Raw genomic sequence first — 17,012 nt, 5'->3', positions numbered from 1 at the left:
TCGGTCAATCCGCCCCGAGGCTCAAATCGCGGGGAAACGCGCAGCCCGGGCCGGCCATTCACCCTTTCCCCATCCGTCCGATCCGCCCCAGATGGGTGAAGCCGAAGCCTGCCTGATATTTCAGTCCGTAGCCCAGCGCCCGGTCGATGCCGATATGGGCGAGCCAGATCATCGCGATGGAGAGCAGGAGCGGCCATTCCAGCGCAAAACCCGCCGTCAGCAGCGCCACCGGGATCATGTAGCTGTGCGCGGCATTGTAGACGATTGCGCCCGACCGGCTGTCGGCGAGGTATGCCAGGAAGCTCAGATCCGGCGCCAGGATGAGCAGGGCGAACACCAGCCACGACCCGCCCCAGACCGCATAGAGCAGCACCATGCCAGCAAACAGCGTCAGCCCCTCCAGCCGGAGCAGGACCTTGACGCCGCCGGTCACCTCGCCGGTTGCTGTGACTGCATCGTCCATCTGAATCTCCTGGGGTAGGCCCCTGTAATTCCTTGGGCTTTTTAGACCGTCCGGGCGCGGCGGGCATGCGCAAAGCGGCTTTCCGGCGCGCAAAATGCCGTGTTAGAACCCGCAGCCAATCGCACCTTAGGAACTGGCGGGAGCAAATGAAACATATCCTGGACGCCCTTGAAGAACGTCGCGCCGGCGCCAAGCTCGGCGGCGGGGAGAAGCGCATCGAGGCGCAGCACGCCCGCGGCAAGCTGACGGCGCGTGAGCGCATCGAGCTGCTGCTCGACAAGGGATCGTTCGAGGAATTCGACATGTTCGTCGAACACCGCTCCATCGAGTTCGGCATGGAGAAGAGCAAGGTGCCGGGCGATGGCGTCGTCACCGGCTGGGGCACCGTCAATGGCCGGAAGACCTTCGTGTTTGCCAAGGACTTCACCGTGTTCGGCGGCTCGCTGTCGGAGACGCACGCGCTGAAGATCACGAAGCTCCAGGACATGGCGATGAAGGCGAGGGCGCCGATCATCGGTCTCTATGACGCCGGCGGGGCGCGCATCCAGGAGGGCGTCGCGGCGCTTGCGGGCTATTCCTACGTCTTCCGCCGCAACGTCATCGCCTCCGGCGTGATCCCGCAGATCTCCGTCATCATGGGCCCCTGCGCGGGCGGCGATGTCTATTCGCCGGCGATGACCGACTTCATCTTCATGGTGAAGAACACCAGCTACATGTTCGTCACCGGCCCCGATGTCGTGAAGACCGTGACCAACGAGGTGGTCACCGCCGAAGAGCTCGGCGGCGCCTCCGTGCACACCACGCGCTCCTCGATCTCCGACGGCGCCTTCGAGAACGACGTCGAGGCGATCCTCCAGATGCGCCGCCTGATCGACTTCCTGCCCTCGAACAACAGCGACGGCGTGCCAGAATGGCCGAGCTTCGATTCGATCGAGCGGATCGACATGTCGCTGGACACGCTGATCCCCGACAATCCGAACAAGCCCTATGACATGAAGGAGCTGGTGCTGAAGGTCGTGGACGAGGGCGACTTCTTCGAGATCTCGGAGGCCTTTGCCAAGAACATCATCACCGGCTTCGGTCGCATCGCGGGCCGCACCGTCGGCTTCGTCGCCAACCAGCCGATGGTGCTGGCCGGCGTGCTCGACAGCGATGCCTCGCGGAAAGCGGCGCGCTTCGTCCGTTTCTGCGATGCCTTCAACATCCCGATCGTCACCTTCGTCGACGTGCCGGGCTTCCTGCCGGGCACGAGCCAGGAATATGGCGGCCTGATCAAGCACGGCGCCAAGCTGCTGTTCGCCTATTCGCAGTGCACCGTGCCGCTGGTGACGATCATCACCCGCAAGGCCTATGGCGGCGCCTTCGACGTCATGGCGTCCAAGGAGATCGGCGCTGATATGAACTACGCCTGGCCGACCGCCCAGATCGCCGTCATGGGCGCCAAGGGTGCAGTCGAGATCATCTTCCGCAGCGACATCGGTGACCCCGACAAGATCGCCGCCCGCACCAAGGAATACGAGGACCGCTTCCTCTCACCGTTCATTGCGGCGGAGCGCGGCTACATCGACGACGTGATCATGCCGCACTCGACCCGTCGCCGGATCGCGCGGGCGCTGGCGATGCTGAAGGACAAGAAGGTCGAAATCCCCGCGAAGAAGCACGACAATTTGCCGTTGTGAGTAATGTTGGAACGGAGCATCGCGGACTAGCCGAGGGCGTAATCCGACATCCTGTCGTGGGTCACCACTGAGTAAGGGCATCCGATGGCGATCTGGCGACTACTTGGTCGATTGTCCCAAGGGAAAACTCGGGAGGATCTCCAAACGCAATCGATCGACGGCTGGAATCCATGGCGCCTTGTATGGTCGCCAACGAACGAGCATGCAATCGTTGTACCCGACCCGCGAAGCTCCTCGCGCTTCTGTCATGTGGATATCGCCGAGTCAGGTCCTTCGGGATCGACGGTAAGATTCGCAGCGCTCTTGCTGGATGACCATTGGTGGTTCTACGTCCCTGCAACGCAGGGCGAAGAAGGCGCTTTTGAAGCTGGTCAACCGAGATACGAAGGGTTCTGGCGTGCGCACATCGACGAGAAGAGCGAACTGCCATGGCCGGCCCAAGTCGAACACTGGCCTGCACGTGCAGCCTTTTTGACATCCCTGTCGGCTGTGGAAGCGATCGCTGAGAGAATAGCCTATCGCGGATACTCAAGATGCCGAGTTTGCGGCTGCCTGAATGGTCACGAATCGCTCCGGTTGGGTCAATGGGAATGGCCAGCTGGATTTAGGCACTACGTTGAAGCACACCACATCCGACCGTCGGGAGAGTTCGTGACTTTCATCATGGGAGCAAGGATTGACAGCGTACAGCGCAGGGTCAACGAAACCTAACTTGCCATCTGTCGTAACGATGCGCCGAGTTGCAGTCGCGCTCGCCCACGCCAGATTTCTCCCGTTTGTGACCGAACATCCTCGATCGTCAATCCGATGACCGAAGACGATCCAACCGACGAGATTTCGGACGTCGAAGCGCGGATCGAGGCGCTTGCGGAGGTCGCCGAACGATGCCGGAAGTTCATTTTGGCTTCGAAGATAGCGATCGCGGGCGGCGCCGCATTGTTGCTCATCACGATCCTCGGTCTGATCGGATCGGGTCAGGTTGCACTCGGATCGATCGCCCTGGTCTTGGGCGGGATCGTGTCGCTCGGTTCCAACGTCAGCACGTTGCGGCAGACCGATGACGCCATCGGTGCTGCCGAGGCGCTGCGGTCGGAACTGATCAGCCGGATCGATCTCCGCGTGGTGCAGGATACGCCGATGAAGTTGATGTGAGGCGCTACGTGCGCGGTGCGTAGAGCGGGCTAGCTTTAGCGTAACCCGCCGTCTTTGATGCAAGACTATCTGGATGGATGTCGACCAATGCCGAAGCTACTCTTTTGCTGGCGGTGCAGGATGGAAATTCCCATGCTGGATGAGGCCGAATGGGAGGAAGTCTTGCCAAGGCTGCAAAACGCGATTGCGGAGATCGGGGAGTATCGACAAGCGCATGGTGGCGCGCTGGTCGATGCCAAACAACACGTTTTCGGGCAGGGAGCCCTTGAGCGATACTATGAGATGACGGGTTTCCGAGAGGTAAATGTGAACGCTCTCTGGCATCATCGGCTTGCTCTGTTCGGTCCGAGTTGTTCGTCCTGCAGCAAGCCCCTCCGCACACCGCGTGCAAAGATTTGTGCCGCATGTGGAGCACAACGATAGTTTCGGGCTCTCGCGTCATTTCTTGTTGGGGAGCGGCCTATATCATTGCAGCCGACGAGGTCGACATCCGTCCGGGAAATCCAGCCATGTCCACGCTGTTCGCCTTCCTCCATCACCTCTGCGCCTTCGCGCTGGTCTCGGCCGTCGCGATCGAGTTCACGCTGATCCGGCAGGAGATCACGGCCGCCATCGCGCGGCGGCTCCAGGTCACCGATCTCGTGCTCGGCATTGCGGCAGGCGGGCTGTTCATCGTCGGGCTGCTCCGCGTATTCTTCTTTGAGAAGGGCTGGGATTACTATTTTCACAGTCATGCCTTCCTGACCAAATTTGCGCTCTTCATCATCATCGGGCTTTTGTCGATCATTCCGACGCGCGAATTCCTGTCGTGGAACGCGGCGCTGAAGGCGGGGCAGGTGCCGGTGATCGATGCGAAGCGGAAGAGGCTGGTGACGTCGATCATCCATGGCGAGCTTGCCGCCATCGTCATCATCGTGCTCTGCGCGGCCATCATGGCGCGAGGAGGGTGGGTCTAGCGCGTGGGGGGAGGCGAAGCCGTAACCTGCCATCCGCCTTTGGCCGCTTGCAATCGCCTTCCGTTGGCCTACGATGACTTGTGTGTCTACCTTGAAGGAGCGCGGCCATGGAACTCACCGTGGTGCCCATCATCAAGCCGGACGCCGCCAACTTCATCTTCGGCCAGTCGCATTTCATCAAGACCGTGGAAGACCTCCACGAAGCGCTGGTGGGCGCAGTCCCGGGTATCCGCTTCGGGCTGGCCTTTTGCGAGGCCTCCGGCAAGCGACTGGTGCGCTGGTCGGGTAATGACGAAGCCTCGCTCGCCCTGGCCCGCAACAACGCGTTGACCATAGGCGCCGGCCACACCTTCCTGATCTTCCTGGGCGACGGGTTCTTCCCCGTCAACGTGCTGGCTGCGGTGCGAGCCGTGCCGGAGGTCTGCCGTATCTACTGCGCAACGGCCAACCCGACCGAGGTGATCGTTGCGCAAACGGAGCTGGGCCGCGGCGTGCTCGGCGTCGTGGATGGCGCCTCGCCGCTGGGTGTCGAGGCCGACGCGGACATTGCGTGGCGGAAAGACCTGCTGCGAAAGATCGGCTATAAGCTGTAGTGGCTGGACGCAGCCGAAGTGACGGGCCTGCATCGACAGTCCGTCGACCCACAGTCGCGAGACGCCCGGCACGTTAACCACCGGCGCTCTCAGCTCCAGACCCGAGGAGCAACAACATGAAGCAAAACATCCCCGAAGAATTTTCCACCAGCTGGATGGATTGGCGTCGCCTTGTGATCAACGGCAGCACGATGCCGCCCCGGGATCCCAATGACGATGAAGAGGACGACGAGGACGATGAGGGAGAGGAGGACGATGACGACGACCCGGCTGTCGTACGCGAGCCGGACGAAGACTAGAAAAGTGGATGGCAGTTGGCGTACAATGTCTCCCATGAGTTGGGATGCGAAAGACGTAGCGCTGCTCAAGAAGCTCTGGGTCCAAGGACAGAGTGCCGCGCAGATCGCGCGCCGTCTCGGGTGTAGCCGTAACGCTGTCTGCGGCATGCTGACCCGTTTGGGCCTGAAGCGTGGTCACAAGCCGCCAACGGCAAAACCCAGGATAAGGCCGGTCCGGAAGCAAGAGCCGGTGTTGCTGGTTGCCTGCGCCCAGCCGGCAGCAAAAAAGGTGTCGCGGAAGACGACCGACAAGCAGCCCAAGGAATTCAGCAAGCGCCAGCTCTACGCCATGCTGGCTGAAGCCGTCAGGAATACCGGCTAGCGGCTCACGGTCAGCCGCTGCGGCCTTCCCCTCGATAGCGGGCACCACCACGCCGCCAAGCGGCCTGGGCCTGTCAGCCCTGCGACATGCGCGTCCTCTGAGCGCCGATCCCGTGCTAGGTTCGAAAGCGGCAGGGAGCACCTGCTTCCTGCTTCATACCGAACGGGAGAACGACATGCCTGAGAGCATCTACAAGGTCATAGAGCTGATCGGTACCAGCACCGACTCCTGGGAAAAGGCCGCCAGCAACGCGGTCGAGCAGGCCGCAAAATCTCTGAGGGACCTTCGCGTCGCCGAGGTCGTCAAACTCGATATGCAGCTGGACGCGAAGGGAAAGGTAGAGGCCTATCGGGCCAAACTCAACGTGTCGTTCAAGTTCGAGGGCAATTGAGCTCAGGCAAACCTCGGAGGGCAGGGCGAGGGGGCTTGCGCATAGCGAAGTATCTGTGCTCAGCGGCGGCACTCCTGTTCGGGGCCCTTGGAGTGCGTAGGGCGGGTTGGCGAAGCCTAACCCGCCCCTTTTATTGCAAGCACACTGGCGGTGCTTCGCCAGTCCGCCCCACAAAGCCCGCGCCTGCCTAGGCGGCCTTGCTCTGCCGCTTCATGAATTCCGCCGCGCGCTTCTTCAGCTCAGCCGGCGACACGTCCTCGATGTGGGTGCCGATGTGCCAGTGGTTGCCGGCCGGATCCTTCACGCCGCCGCTGCGGTCGCCATAGAACTGGTCCGTTGGCTCCATCAATGCCGTGCCGCCAGCCTTGATCGCCTTCTGATAGACCGCATCGACGTTGGGCACGTAGAGATACAGCATCGTGGACGTTGCCTGTGCACGCTCCGAGGCGTCGGCAATCATCACGATGGAACTTCCGATCTTGTACTCCGCATGCATGACCTTGCCGTCGGGCCGCATCATCGGCTCGAATACGGGCTGGGCGCCGAAGGCGTCTTTCATGAAGTGGATGACCTTCTCCGCGCCGTCGACGACGAGATAGGGCGTGACGGTGTGGTATCCTTCGGGAACCGGCTTCACCTGTGTTGCCATGGCTGTCTCCTCTGGTCTGATTGATCCATGCAGGACGGCCCCACGCACCCCTCGTTCTGTCCGGAATGCTCGCCCCTTTCCTTGAACAAAGTATGACGGCCGTTGTGCCATCCCGGATGCGCACCCCGCGTGTCAGCTTCGCGCAATCTACCTGAATGCAAGGTTCAGCCTGAGTTCATTTCCTCGGCGCGAAACTTCCTTCGCATCATTCAACGCTGACTGAAGAGGAAGACATCATGGAGCGCCGGGATTTTTTGAAGCTCGCATTCGGTGTAGCGGCCGGTGCCGCTGCATTGACGGCGACCGCGCAAGCCGCGCCGCTGGCGCCACAGCCCATCGAAGGCCCGGCCAGCCTGCCAGGCAATCCGGAGGTCCATCCCGCAGTCACCAGCAGCGAGGAGGCCGCGCAGCTCAAGCCGGAGCAGGTGCGTTGGCACGGCGGCGGCCATCACTGGGGCTGGCACCATCACCGCCATTGGGGCTGGCGCCGGCGGCACTGGGGTTGGCGTCACCGTCACTGGGGCTGGCGTCGTCGGCATTGGGGTTGGCACCATCGGCACTGGCGCCACCGCTATTGGTAACAGGTGTTTCGGCAGGGACGGCCTTACAATCCCTGCCTTGATCACCGGTGGCAGCAAGTCATCAAACGCGCGGCACGATCGGTATTTCATCATGACCACCGGGCTGGCCGCGCTGCCGGCCTCGCCCTATCCCTCCCTTGCGCGATCTCGCTGGGACGCGGTCATCGTATTGGATGGCAACGGCCGGAGGCCCAGAAGAAGCCGTGGGGGCAACCGCGAGGGCGGACCGCAACAGCGCCCCTTGGCCTGCACCCGCCATCGGGGCCGCGATACCAGCCCGGAGCGCATCCGTCGGCGGCGTCCGCGGCACTAAAGCCTGCAACCGCATTAGCCAGCGCAACTGCTACGATCAGATACTTCATGTCGTCTCTTGCTTGGCGCCGCCATGCGCGGCACAGCAACAACGAACATGGGAGTCTTCGACGGCGGGCGTGGTTCAAAAAGAAAATGGCCGCGGCAGGTGCCGCGGCCACATTACAACGCAAGAAACGATCAGACCGGGCGGCAGCGGCCGGCCCACCAGCGGAAGCCCCACGGACAGACGCGCGGGCGGGCGACGACCACCGGGGCGACCACGACTGGCGCCGGCGCCACCACGACCGCACCACCCATCGGGCGGCAGCCGCCATAGGGGCCGCGATACCAGCCCGGTCCGCAACCGCCGGCAGCGCTGGCTGCTTCGCTGAAACCTGCAACGGCGCCGGCGAGCAAGACGGCGGCAAAAAGATATTTCATATGAGCTCCCTCTCTGGTCCTTGGGTCACGCGCTTGCGGCGCACAATGAATCAAAAGGTACGATTCGGCATGTTAAATTCTGGCGACATGCCGAAGCGGCGCGATCCAAATTGGCAATCATGACCTGAATGCGGCATGAACGCCCCCGTTCATGCTGCTTGAAGCGACATAAGGGCTAGCGGCCGAGGACCGTTGCGCCTGGCCGCAAGCACGAAGCAACCTCTTCGTGCAGATGTCCCGGGCATCCACGTGCGAGCCGCAACAAACGCGTGGATGGCCGGGTCAAGCCCGGCCATGACGCGAGCCTTCGTTCACGCACGATTGTGCAACTACTCGTGCCCGTTGCCGAACAGCGCGGCAAACTGCTTCTCGCCGGTGCGGGTGAAATTCACCACGCGGCTGCCGGGCGTCGCATCGCGCGCCGCCCATTTCAATTCGGTGAAGCGCTTCATCATGGCCGCGCCAAGCGTGCCGGCGAGATGATGCCGCCGCTCGCTCCAGTCCAGGCACGCCTTGCAGACCGGCCGGCGCGGATGGGCGAGCATGTCGGGCGAGATCTGCAAATGCCTTGCGAGGAAGCGTTCGCCCTCGGCCGTGAGCTCGATGTCCTGCTTCTTCTGCCTCACCAGGCGCCGCTCGCGTAAGGAGTCGAGCATCTGCACGCCGAGATCGCCGGCGAGATGGTCGTAGCAGATCCGCGCCCGCCGCAGCGCCGGATCCTTCGGCCCGGTGCGCACGCGCATGTGGCCCGCGCGGGCGGCAAGCCCCGCGAGGCCTTCGAGCACGCCGGCGACATCGGGGTCGGTGAGGCGGTAGTACCGGTGCCGGCCCTGCTTCTCCGGCTCGATCAGCCCGCCGGCTTCGAGCTTTGAAAGATGTGAGCTCGCGGTCTGCGGCGTGATCCCGGCCTCCTGGGCAAGCTCGCTTGCTGTGAGCGCGCGGCCGTTCATCAGCGCTGTCAGCATATTGGCGCGGGCGGGGTCGCCGACGAGCGAAGCGACCATGGCGATGTCAGGTCCTGCTTTCATGCTTCGATGATAACCGAAGCATTGTGGTGAGGCAAGGGTGTAGGCTCTTGCCGCAAACACGTCATTGCGAGCACAGCGAAGCAATCCAGATTGCTTCCGCGACGACAGTCTGGATTGCTTCGTCGCGGAGCCTGTCATCCGGCCCGCCGAGAGGCGGGACCGGGTGGCTCCTCGCAATGACGGAGAGTGGGAGAAACCATCATGTCCATCACCGTCTTCATCCGCTACCAGCTCGATCCCTTCAAGCGCGCGCAGTTCGAGGAGTACGCGAAGCGCTGGCTCACCATCATCCCGAAATGCGGGGGCGATCTGATCGGCTACTTCATGCCGCACGAGGGAACCAACAACATCGCCTTCGCGCTGATCTCGTTCGAAAGCCTGGCGGCCTACGAGGCCTATCGCGCGCGGCTGCGCCAGGACGCCGAGGGGATGGCGAACTTCCACTTCGCCGAGGAGAACAGGTTTATTCTCGCCGAGGAGCGGACGTTCCTGCGCAAGATGGTATTGTAGACGCAAACCGTCAGGGAGGCGCCCATGATCGCCGTGATCTTCGAGGTCTGGCCCAAGCCGGAGCACCGGCAGCATTATTTCGATCTCGCGGCCGATCTGAAGCCGATCCTCCAGACCATCGACGGCTTCATCTCGGTCGAACGCTTCGAAAGCCTGACCGAGAAGGGCAAGGTGCTGTCGGTCTCGTTCTGGCGAGACGAGGCGGCCGTGGAGGCCTGGCGCAAGACGATGGAGCATCGCCACGCGCAGGCCAAAGGCCGCGGAAGCTTTTTTGCCGATTATCGCCTGCGCATTGCCAGCGTCGTCCGCGACTACGGCATGCAGAATCGCGACGAGGCGCCGAAAGACAGCCGCGTCGTGCACGACGCGAACTAGCGCGTGCCCGGGCGCGCTACTGGCGCTGCCCCGGACGCGTGCCTATGTCTGCGCGGCCAACAAGGGAGAGAAACATGCACGTCACGACCGCGGACAAGCGCGCGACATTTCGGAAGATGCACGAGAGCGGCTGCTTCATTCTGCCCAATCCGTTCGACGTCGGTAGTGCCAAGGCCCTGCAGCATCTCGGCTTCAAGGCGATCGCGTCATCGAGCGCCGGCTTTGCCTGGACGATCGGGCGCGCCGACAACCGCGTCACCGTGGACGATGTCTGTCAGCATCTGGCAGCATTGTGCTCGGCCGTCGACATCCCCGTGAATGCGGATTTCGAGGGCGGCTTCGCCGTCGAGCCGGACAAGGTCGCGGAAAATGTCGAACGCGGCGTGCGGACCGGCGTTGCCGGGCTTTCGATCGAGGATTCCACCGGCGACAAGGACAAGCCGCTCTATGATCGCGCGCTCGCGGTCGAGCGCATCAAGGCCGCGCGCAAGGCGATCGGTGACAGCGGCACGCTGCTGGTCGGTCGCTGCGAGGCCTATCTGTGGGGCGTCAGCGACCTCAAGCTCGTCATCGACCGGCTCACGGCTTATGCCGATGCCGGTGCCGATTGCCTCTATGCGCCCGGCCTGAAGACGCGCGAGGACATCGCTGCCGTCGTGAAGGCGGTGCATCCAAGGCCGTTCAATCTCCTGATAGGCGCCTCTGGCCTGTCGCTGCAAGAGGCCGCGGATCTCGGCGTGCGCCGGATCAGCGTCGGCGGCTCGCTAGCCCGCGCCGCATGGGGCGGTTTCATGCGCGCGGCGAAAGAGATGGCGGAGAAGGGCACGTTTGCCGAGCTCGGAAGCGGCTATCCCGGCGGCGAGCTGAACAAGATGTTCGGCTGACGCATGACAAAAAGCGGCGGGACGTCAGCGTCCCGCCGCTTTCGTGTTTCGGCAGCGTTACTGCGCCTTGCCGGCGTCAGACGGCGCGTTCGGAGACGGGGCTGGCGAAGCCGGCTGGCTCGGTGCCGCACCGGTGGTCACGCCCGGCGAAGCGTTGCCCTTCGGCGTCACGTCGCGCATGCCCGGAGGCGCGGCCGGATTTGCAGGTGCCGTCTGCGCGGTCTTCGCCGGTGGCTCGGTCGAGGCCTGGTTCACGCTGGTATTGTTCAAGCCGTAAAACACTGCGCCAAGCACCAGCGCGATCGCGACCGCAAACAGCGCGATCTTGCCGCTGGAGGCGGGGCCTTCGCCGAGTTCGGGATCAGCCTGGAGGTCGGCATCCCGCCGCGCGGCGCGAAGATACTCATCCTCGCCGATGGGGCGATAGGGGTCATTCGGAAAACGGTCATCGGCCATCGCTTGATCTCCTCGAATTGACTGACCAGACAACCCGGGGATGCGAAGTTCAGTTCCGGTGGATCTCATGCTTTCGTCGCATGTTGCCGCGTGCGCGGGAATCGGGAACCTGTTCTTTGCGGAACTGGAGACGTAAGTTCCACCTCGAAACGGGATGACATGCGATGTGGAGTCTGCCACCGAGCGACAGCGTGCTGCATTTCCTCTCCTTGGTCGCGGTCGCGGCGCAGGGGGTGACCGCGGCGCTTGCCGCGGGCCGGCGCAACATGGATTGGCTTGGCGTCTGCTTCCTCGGCTGCATCACTGCGCTCGGCGGCGGCACGCTGCGCGATCTCTTCCTCGGTCATTATCCGCTCGCCTGGGTGCAAAACCCCGTCTATCTCGCGCTGAGCGGCGGGGCGGCCTTCATCACGATTCTGTTCGCGCGCCTCGTGCATCGGCTCAGGCTGGCCTTCATCGTGCTCGACGCGATCGGCTTGGTGGTCTTCACCATGGCGGGCTGCGACGTCGCCTGGCAGATGGATGCCTCGCTCCCCATCGTGATCGTCTCCGGCATGGTGACGGGCTGTGCCGGCGGCGTGCTCCGCGATGTTCTCTGCAACGACGTGCCGCTGCTGTTTCGCTCCGAGCTTTACGCCAGCGTTTCGGTGGTCACGGGCCTGTTCTACGCCACGGCGTTCGGCCTTCAGCTCAATGCGGAGCTCTGGACCATTCTCACCTTCGTGCTCGGCATCAGCTTCCGTCTGCTCGCTGTCCGCTACAAATGGGAGATGCCGAAGTTCGTGTTCACGGGCGAAGAGCGGTAGAGGTTGGATGAGCTCGTGCGGCAATCTCGATTCACGTCTCCCTATGGGAGAGGTGTAACGTAACCACATCGTCGCTAAGCCTGATCTTGTCAGGAGCTTACTTCCGCGCCTTCCCGACCTGCGCCGCCGTCACCGGCGGTGCGGCATTGCCCCAGGAGTTGCGGATGTAGTTCGTCACCTCTGCGATCTGCTCGTCCGACAATTGCCTGGCATAGCCCGGCATCTCGCCGGTGTTGGGTGCGCGCGGCGTTGTCACTGTGTGGGCGCCGTCGAGGATGACGCGGAGCGTCGAGGACGGATTTTCGGATTGCAGCAGCGCGTTGCCGGGCAGCGGCGGATAGATGCGCGGCGCGCCGGAGCCGTCGGCTTCATGGCAGGCGATGCAGAACTTCGCATAGACCGCCTGGCCCGCTTTCATCTCGCTTTCTGATGGCGGCGTTGCCGCGGGCTCGTTCGGTCCCGGCGGCAGCCCCTTCAGATAGACCGCCATGGCGCGCACATCGGCATCGCTCATCTTCGAGGTCGAGTTGACGATGACCTCGGCCATCAGCCCGTCGGCATGGCTCTTGGCATTGCGGCCGCTTTGCAGATATTCGGCGATGTCGTCGACGCTCCACGATTTCAGTCCGCTTCGCGAGGCGCTATCGAGCCGCGGTGCGAACCAGCCATTCACCTCGTTGCCGGAAAACGCCAGCTCGAGCTTGTCGGCGCCAAAATAGTTTTTCGGCGTGTGGCAGGCGCCGCAATGGCCGAGCCCTGTGACGAGATAGCCGCCGCGATTCCACGCGGTGGTCTTGAACTGGTCGGGCTCGAACAGGCCGGGCTTGAAGAACAGCCAGTTCCAGGCGCGCATCAGGGATCGATAGCCAAACGGCCAGCGTAGCTCCGGCGCCTTGACGCGATTGCTGACGGGCGCCTGTGTCGAAAGATACGCGCGGATCGACAGCGTGTCGTCTTTGGTCATCTTGGTGAAGTAGGGGTAGGGGAACGCCGGATAATAATAGGAGCCATCCGGCGCGATGCCGAAGCGTAGCGCGCGGGTGAAGTCGGCATCCGTCCAAGCGCCGATTCCGGTGTCGCGGTCCGGCGTCAGGTTCGGCGCATAGATCCCGCCAAAGGGCGTGTCGATGCGCTTGCCGCCCGCGAACGGTTTTGCGGGATCGGCAGTGTGGCAACTTGCGCAGTCGCCGGCTTCCACCAGCGCCTTGCCGTGGGCGATCGCCTCCGGCGAGGGCTCGCTGGCGGTCGCTTCGACTGCACTGCACAAGACCAACCCCGATACCAGAGACGCCAGAATCGTCCGCATTCCCGGCCTCCCCCTGCGACCAATCGCCATGGGACGCATTATAGACGCGTTACGTCGTTTCGCGACGCCCCGGGTATGCTGACACAAATTGAAAAGGGCGGGCGGACTTGTTGAAAAGGGCGGGCGGACTTGCCGCCACGAAATTGCGATTTTCGCCAGCGCCCCGCTTTGGTCCAGATTTGTGATGCGGAGGCTTAAAATTCCGACATAGAGTGGCGCGGGCATCCGGGGCGCCCTAGCTAAAAACAACGGGCACGCCAACGACTTAAGAGGGCGAAGAGGACAAAAATGGGCATCAACCAGGGTCCGATCAGTCTCGATCAGAAATACACCCAATCCACCGGACATGTCTTCACCACGGGAATCCAGGCGCTGGTCCGCCTGCCCATGGCGCAGATCCGGCGCGACCGCGCTGCAGGGCTGAACACCGCGGGCTTCATCTCCGGCTATCGCGGCTCGCCGCTCGGCGGCTATGACCAGCAGCTCTTCGCCGCCCGAAAGCATCTCGAGCAGTACAACATCAAGTTCCAGCCCGGCGTGAACGAGGATCTCGCCGCGACCGCGATCTGGGGCTCGCAGCAGCTCAACCTCTCGCCCGGTGCCAAGTACGACGGCGTGGTCGGCATCTGGTACGGCAAGGGCCCCGGCGTCGACCGCTGTGGCGACGTCTTCCGCCACGGCAATGCCGCGGGCTCGGCCAAGAATGGCGGCGTGCTGTGTCTTGCCGGCGACGACCACGGCGCAAAGTCCTCGACCGTTCCGCATCAGTCCGACCATGCCTTCATCTCGGCGCTGATGCCGTATCTCTATCCCTCCAGCATCCACGAGATGATCGAGATGGGCCTGCTGGGTATCGCGATGTCGCGCTACTCGGGCTGCTGGGTCGGCATGAAGGTGATCACGGAGACGGTGGAGACCACCGCCGAGATCGATCTCACCGACGAGATGAAGCCCTTCATTATCCCCTCAGATTTCGAGCTGCCGCCCGGCGGCCTCAATCTGCGCTGGCCCGACGATCGCTTCGAGCAGGACCGGCGCCTCCAGGACTACAAGGGCTATGCGGCGATCGCCTTTGCGCGCGCCAACAAGGTCAACCGCGTCACGATGGATAGCCCGAACGCCCGCTACGGCATCATGGCGTCGGGCAAGAGCTATGAGGACGTGCGCCAAGCGCTGCGCGAGCTCGGCGTTACCGAGGAAGTCGCCGCGAAGATCGGCCTGCGCCTCTACAAGATCGGCATGCCCTGGCCGCTGGAGCCGGAGGGCGTGCGGCAGTTTGCCATCGGCCTCGAGGAGATATTCATCGTCGAGGAACGCCGCGAGATCGTCGAGAACCAGGTCAAGCAGGAGCTGTTCAACTGGCGCGACGACGTCCGCCCGCGCATCGTCGGCAAGATGGACGATCACGACAAGCGCTTCCTCACCTTCGCTGCCGAGCTCAGCGTCGCCTCGCTTGCAAGCTCGATCACCGAACGGCTGCTTCGACTTAATCTCAATCCTGAAATCGCCGAGATGCTCCGCGCCAAGGCCGACTGGTTCAACGGCCGCCAGGCGACCCAGATGCAGGCCACCGCGCCAGTCTCTCGAACCCCATACTTCTGCTCAGGCTGCCCCCACAACACCTCGACCAAGGTCCCCGAAGGCAGCCGCGCGCTCGCCGGCATCGGCTGCCATTTCATGGCGCTGTGGATGGACCGCTCGACCGAGACGTTTACGCATATGGGCGGTGAGGGCGTGCCGTGGGTCGGCATCGCCCCCTTCACCAACGAGAGCCACATTTTTGCGAACCTTGGCGACGGCACTTACTTCCACTCGGGAATTCTCGCCATCCGCCAGGCGATCGCCTCCAAAGCCAACATCACCTACAAGATCCTCTACAACGACGCGGTGGCCATGACCGGCGGCCAGCGCCATGACGGCGATCTCTCGCCGCAGAAGATCATGGCCCAGCTTCACGCCGAGGGCATCAGCGAGATCTACCTGGTCTCGGAAAATCCCGACGCATATCCGCCCGATTCCATCGCGCCCGGCGTGAAGAAGTATCATCGCGACGAGCTCGAGAACGTCATGAAGATGTGCCGGGAGTACAAGGGCACGTCCGCGATCGTCTTCGTGCAGACCTGCGCCGCCGAGAAGCGCCGCCGTCGCAAGCGCGGCCTGATGGAGGATCCGCCGCGTCGCGTGATGATCAACCCAGCGGTCTGCGAAGGTTGCGGCGACTGCTCGGTGCAGTCGAACTGCATTTCGGTCGAGCCGCTGGAGACCGAGTTCGGCCGCAAGCGCGCCATCAACCAGTCCTCCTGCAACAAGGACTATTCGTGCCTGAAAGGTTTTTGCCCGTCCTTCGTAACGATCGACGGCGGTGCGCCGCGCCATCGCGCCCCGGCCGAGCTTGCTGACATCGGCGAGCTGCCGGAGCCCGCTTCGCGTCCGGCGCTGGACAAGCCCTACAATGTCGCCGTCGGTGGCGTCGGCGGCACGGGTGTCCTGACCATCGGCGCACTGCTCGGCATGGCCGCCCATATCGAGGGCAAGGCCTCGATGATCCTCGACATGTCCGGCCTCGCACAAAAGGGCGGTGCGGTGCTGAGCCACGTCCGCCTGTCGGATCATCCGGCGGAGGTGACGTGCTCGCGCATCGTCACGGGCACGGCCGATCTCGTGCTCGCCGCCGACGAGGTCGTCGCGGTTGCCAAGGACACGATCTCGCTCTGCGATAGCAGCCGCACCCGCGGCATCATCAACAGCCACCTCATCCCCACCGCCGATTTCATCCTCAACCGCGATTTCAACTTCCAGACCCGCAAGCTGAATGCGGTGCTGGAAACCGCGCTGCACAAGGACTCCACCTTCTTCGACTTCACCAAGCCTGCCGAGCAGCTCCTTGGCGATGCCATCGCCACCAACATGATGATGATGGGCTACGCCTATCAGAAAGGGCTCTTGCCGGTCGGCGCCGAGGCGATCGAGCAGGCGATCAAGGTCAACGGCGTCTCGATCAAGATGAACAAGGAAGCCTTCCGCCTCGGCCGTCTTGCGGCGGCTGATCCCAAGCGGCTCGCCGACATGCTGAAGGGAACGGACGAGGTGATCGCGCCGAAGAGCCTTGAGGCAATGAGCCTCGACGAGATCATCGAGCATCGCGCCAAGCATCTCACCGCCTACCAGAACGGACGCCTTGCCAAGCGCTATCGGAAGCTGGTCGACCAGGTCCGTGACGCCGCGGTCAAAGGCGGCTATGGCGATGCGCTGCCGCGCGCGGTGGCGATCAACTACGCCAAGCTGCTCGCCTACAAGGACGAGTATGAGGTTGCGCGGCTCTTCACCGACGGCCAGTTCGAGCAGCAGCTCCGCGACCAGTTCGAAGGCGATTTCAAGTTCAGCTTCAACCTCGCCCCGCCGATCCTGGCGTCCGGCGTCGATGCACAGGGCCGCCCGAAGAAGCGCGCCTTCGGGCCGTGGATGCTGGGCGCGTTCCGGTGGCTCGCAAAATTCCGTTTCCTGCGCGGTACCCCGCTCGACATTTTCGGCTACTCGGCCGACCGCAAGCTCGAGCGCGACCTGATCAACGGCTACCAGAAGGACGTCGCCACCGTGCTCGGCCTGTTGTCGCCGATCACCCACGACACCGCAGTCGAGCTGCTGTCGCTGCCCGACCGCATCCGCGGCTACGGCCCGGTGAAGGAAAAGGCGGTGCAAGCCGCCAAAGCCCGCTACGCCCAGCTCGCCGCCGACCTCGCGAGCCCGCCGCCGGCCCCAAGGCAGATCGCGGCGGAGTAGGGCGGTCA

At 63.4% G+C, this 17,012-nt stretch carries 20 protein-coding genes; 13 read left to right on the top strand and 7 right to left on the bottom strand.

All coding sequences use genetic code 11. The features are described 5' to 3' along the window. Positions 1–58: 58 nt before the first annotated feature. Positions 59–463 carry a DUF4260 domain-containing protein gene (locus Q2941_RS32395; protein ID WP_027520923.1) on the bottom strand — a complete coding sequence of 135 codons (405 nt, stop codon included), beginning with the start codon at positions 461–463 and terminating at the stop codon, positions 59–61. Between the two features lie 146 nt (positions 464–609). Here Q2941_RS32395 and Q2941_RS32390 point away from each other — a divergent pair, with 146 nt between their 5' ends. Further along, on the top strand, positions 610–2,142 hold the full coding sequence (locus Q2941_RS32390) for an acyl-CoA carboxylase subunit beta (RefSeq protein ID WP_458194953.1): 1,533 nt from the start codon (positions 610–612) through the stop codon (positions 2,140–2,142). Positions 2,143–2,949: 807 nt separating this feature from the next. Further along, the gene (locus tag Q2941_RS32385) at positions 2,950–3,294 is read left to right on the top strand and encodes a hypothetical protein (RefSeq protein WP_458194952.1); all 345 of its coding nucleotides are present in this window, start codon (positions 2,950–2,952) and stop codon (positions 3,292–3,294) included. Positions 3,295–3,390: 96 nt separating this feature from the next. Here the strand turns inward: Q2941_RS32385 and Q2941_RS32380 are convergent, their stop codons facing one another. Beyond that, entirely contained in the window at positions 3,391–3,621 is a 231-nt protein-coding gene (locus Q2941_RS32380; RefSeq protein ID WP_458194951.1) for a hypothetical protein, read from the bottom strand. Between the two features lie 182 nt (positions 3,622–3,803). Here Q2941_RS32380 and Q2941_RS32375 point away from each other — a divergent pair, with 182 nt between their 5' ends. The 5 genes from Q2941_RS32375 to Q2941_RS32355 all read left to right on the top strand — a co-directional run bounded on the left by Q2941_RS32375 (position 3,804) and on the right by Q2941_RS32355 (position 5,894). Beyond that, positions 3,804–4,250 carry a DUF2214 family protein gene (locus tag Q2941_RS32375; protein ID WP_458194950.1) on the top strand — a complete coding sequence of 149 codons (447 nt, stop codon included), beginning with the start codon at positions 3,804–3,806 and terminating at the stop codon, positions 4,248–4,250. Between the two features lie 107 nt (positions 4,251–4,357). Next, a complete protein-coding gene (locus Q2941_RS32370; protein WP_458194949.1) occupies positions 4,358–4,843 on the top strand; it encodes an adenosine-specific kinase in 486 nt (161 codons plus the stop codon). Between the two features lie 116 nt (positions 4,844–4,959). Further along, positions 4,960–5,142, top strand: coding sequence for a hypothetical protein (locus Q2941_RS32365; RefSeq protein WP_458194948.1), 183 nt, complete (start codon positions 4,960–4,962; stop codon positions 5,140–5,142). A gap of 34 nt (positions 5,143–5,176) precedes the next feature. After that, entirely contained in the window at positions 5,177–5,503 is a 327-nt protein-coding gene (locus Q2941_RS32360; protein WP_458194947.1) for a GcrA family cell cycle regulator, read from the top strand. Between the two features lie 175 nt (positions 5,504–5,678). Continuing rightward, positions 5,679–5,894, top strand: coding sequence for a dodecin family protein (locus tag Q2941_RS32355; RefSeq protein WP_027526002.1), 216 nt, complete (start codon positions 5,679–5,681; stop codon positions 5,892–5,894). Between the two features lie 187 nt (positions 5,895–6,081). Here the strand turns inward: Q2941_RS32355 and Q2941_RS32350 are convergent, their stop codons facing one another. Then, positions 6,082–6,543 carry a VOC family protein gene (locus Q2941_RS32350; RefSeq protein ID WP_027526001.1) on the bottom strand — a complete coding sequence of 154 codons (462 nt, stop codon included), beginning with the start codon at positions 6,541–6,543 and terminating at the stop codon, positions 6,082–6,084. Between the two features lie 236 nt (positions 6,544–6,779). On the opposite strand from Q2941_RS32350, the gene Q2941_RS32345 reads away from it, so the two are divergent. Beyond that, the gene (locus tag Q2941_RS32345; protein WP_458194946.1) at positions 6,780–7,124 is read left to right on the top strand and encodes a twin-arginine translocation signal domain-containing protein; all 345 of its coding nucleotides are present in this window, start codon (positions 6,780–6,782) and stop codon (positions 7,122–7,124) included. 492 nt (positions 7,125–7,616) lie between these two features. Here Q2941_RS32345 and Q2941_RS32340 read toward each other — a convergent pair whose 3' ends face one another. Together Q2941_RS32340 and Q2941_RS32335 are read right to left on the bottom strand one after the other, a co-directional pair. After that, positions 7,617–7,859, bottom strand: a complete 243-nt coding sequence (locus Q2941_RS32340) for a GCG_CRPN prefix-to-repeats domain-containing protein (RefSeq protein WP_027525999.1) — start codon at positions 7,857–7,859, stop codon at positions 7,617–7,619. Positions 7,860–8,188: 329 nt separating this feature from the next. Further along, a complete protein-coding gene (locus Q2941_RS32335) occupies positions 8,189–8,887 on the bottom strand; it encodes a winged helix-turn-helix domain-containing protein (protein ID WP_027525998.1) in 699 nt (232 codons plus the stop codon). A 201-nt stretch (positions 8,888–9,088) separates the two neighbouring features. Between Q2941_RS32335 and Q2941_RS32330 the strand changes: the two genes are divergently transcribed. From Q2941_RS32330 to Q2941_RS32320, 3 genes are all read left to right on the top strand, one after another. Beyond that, positions 9,089–9,397, top strand: a complete 309-nt coding sequence (locus Q2941_RS32330; RefSeq protein ID WP_458194945.1) for an NIPSNAP family protein — start codon at positions 9,089–9,091, stop codon at positions 9,395–9,397. Between the two features lie 24 nt (positions 9,398–9,421). Continuing rightward, complete coding sequence (locus Q2941_RS32325) at positions 9,422–9,772, top strand: antibiotic biosynthesis monooxygenase family protein (RefSeq protein ID WP_027525996.1); 351 nt, start codon at positions 9,422–9,424, stop codon at positions 9,770–9,772. A 74-nt stretch (positions 9,773–9,846) separates the two neighbouring features. Continuing rightward, positions 9,847–10,656: an isocitrate lyase/PEP mutase family protein gene (locus tag Q2941_RS32320; protein ID WP_458194944.1), complete on the top strand. Its 810-nt coding sequence runs from the start codon at positions 9,847–9,849 to the stop codon at positions 10,654–10,656. 57 nt (positions 10,657–10,713) lie between these two features. Here the strand turns inward: Q2941_RS32320 and Q2941_RS32315 are convergent, their stop codons facing one another. Next, a complete protein-coding gene (locus Q2941_RS32315; protein ID WP_027525994.1) occupies positions 10,714–11,112 on the bottom strand; it encodes a hypothetical protein in 399 nt (132 codons plus the stop codon). Positions 11,113–11,276: 164 nt separating this feature from the next. Here Q2941_RS32315 and Q2941_RS32310 point away from each other — a divergent pair, with 164 nt between their 5' ends. Continuing rightward, a complete protein-coding gene (locus Q2941_RS32310; protein WP_458194943.1) occupies positions 11,277–11,918 on the top strand; it encodes a trimeric intracellular cation channel family protein in 642 nt (213 codons plus the stop codon). Between the two features lie 97 nt (positions 11,919–12,015). Here the strand turns inward: Q2941_RS32310 and Q2941_RS32305 are convergent, their stop codons facing one another. After that, entirely contained in the window at positions 12,016–13,224 is a 1,209-nt protein-coding gene (locus tag Q2941_RS32305; protein ID WP_458194942.1) for a c-type cytochrome, read from the bottom strand. Positions 13,225–13,512: 288 nt separating this feature from the next. Here Q2941_RS32305 and Q2941_RS32300 point away from each other — a divergent pair, with 288 nt between their 5' ends. Next, the gene (locus Q2941_RS32300) at positions 13,513–17,004 is read left to right on the top strand and encodes an indolepyruvate ferredoxin oxidoreductase family protein (protein WP_458194941.1); all 3,492 of its coding nucleotides are present in this window, start codon (positions 13,513–13,515) and stop codon (positions 17,002–17,004) included. Positions 17,005–17,012 lie beyond the last annotated feature (8 nt).

The sequence above is a fragment of the Bradyrhizobium sp. UFLA05-153 genome, assembly GCF_054185185.1.
Note: the sequence above shows the minus strand (reverse complement) of the source record. Positions and strands in the feature narration are given on the sequence as shown.

Coding starts and splice junctions, on each gene's coding strand:
- Q2941_RS32395 (WP_027520923.1), bottom strand. CDS start 463: ATGGACGATGCAGTCACAGCAACCGGCGAGGTGACCGGCGGCGTCAAG.
- Q2941_RS32390 (WP_458194953.1), top strand. CDS start 610: ATGAAACATATCCTGGACGCCCTTGAAGAACGTCGCGCCGGCGCCAAG.
- Q2941_RS32385 (WP_458194952.1), top strand. CDS start 2,950: ATGACCGAAGACGATCCAACCGACGAGATTTCGGACGTCGAAGCGCGG.
- Q2941_RS32380 (WP_458194951.1), bottom strand. CDS start 3,621: ATGATGCCAGAGAGCGTTCACATTTACCTCTCGGAAACCCGTCATCTC.
- Q2941_RS32375 (WP_458194950.1), top strand. CDS start 3,804: ATGTCCACGCTGTTCGCCTTCCTCCATCACCTCTGCGCCTTCGCGCTG.
- Q2941_RS32370 (WP_458194949.1), top strand. CDS start 4,358: ATGGAACTCACCGTGGTGCCCATCATCAAGCCGGACGCCGCCAACTTC.
- Q2941_RS32365 (WP_458194948.1), top strand. CDS start 4,960: ATGAAGCAAAACATCCCCGAAGAATTTTCCACCAGCTGGATGGATTGG.
- Q2941_RS32360 (WP_458194947.1), top strand. CDS start 5,177: ATGAGTTGGGATGCGAAAGACGTAGCGCTGCTCAAGAAGCTCTGGGTC.
- Q2941_RS32355 (WP_027526002.1), top strand. CDS start 5,679: ATGCCTGAGAGCATCTACAAGGTCATAGAGCTGATCGGTACCAGCACC.
- Q2941_RS32350 (WP_027526001.1), bottom strand. CDS start 6,543: ATGGCAACACAGGTGAAGCCGGTTCCCGAAGGATACCACACCGTCACG.
- Q2941_RS32345 (WP_458194946.1), top strand. CDS start 6,780: ATGGAGCGCCGGGATTTTTTGAAGCTCGCATTCGGTGTAGCGGCCGGT.
- Q2941_RS32340 (WP_027525999.1), bottom strand. CDS start 7,859: ATGAAATATCTTTTTGCCGCCGTCTTGCTCGCCGGCGCCGTTGCAGGT.
- Q2941_RS32335 (WP_027525998.1), bottom strand. CDS start 8,887: ATGAAAGCAGGACCTGACATCGCCATGGTCGCTTCGCTCGTCGGCGAC.
- Q2941_RS32330 (WP_458194945.1), top strand. CDS start 9,089: ATGTCCATCACCGTCTTCATCCGCTACCAGCTCGATCCCTTCAAGCGC.
- Q2941_RS32325 (WP_027525996.1), top strand. CDS start 9,422: ATGATCGCCGTGATCTTCGAGGTCTGGCCCAAGCCGGAGCACCGGCAG.
- Q2941_RS32320 (WP_458194944.1), top strand. CDS start 9,847: ATGCACGTCACGACCGCGGACAAGCGCGCGACATTTCGGAAGATGCAC.
- Q2941_RS32315 (WP_027525994.1), bottom strand. CDS start 11,112: ATGGCCGATGACCGTTTTCCGAATGACCCCTATCGCCCCATCGGCGAG.
- Q2941_RS32310 (WP_458194943.1), top strand. CDS start 11,277: ATGTGGAGTCTGCCACCGAGCGACAGCGTGCTGCATTTCCTCTCCTTG.
- Q2941_RS32305 (WP_458194942.1), bottom strand. CDS start 13,224: ATGCGGACGATTCTGGCGTCTCTGGTATCGGGGTTGGTCTTGTGCAGT.
- Q2941_RS32300 (WP_458194941.1), top strand. CDS start 13,513: ATGGGCATCAACCAGGGTCCGATCAGTCTCGATCAGAAATACACCCAA.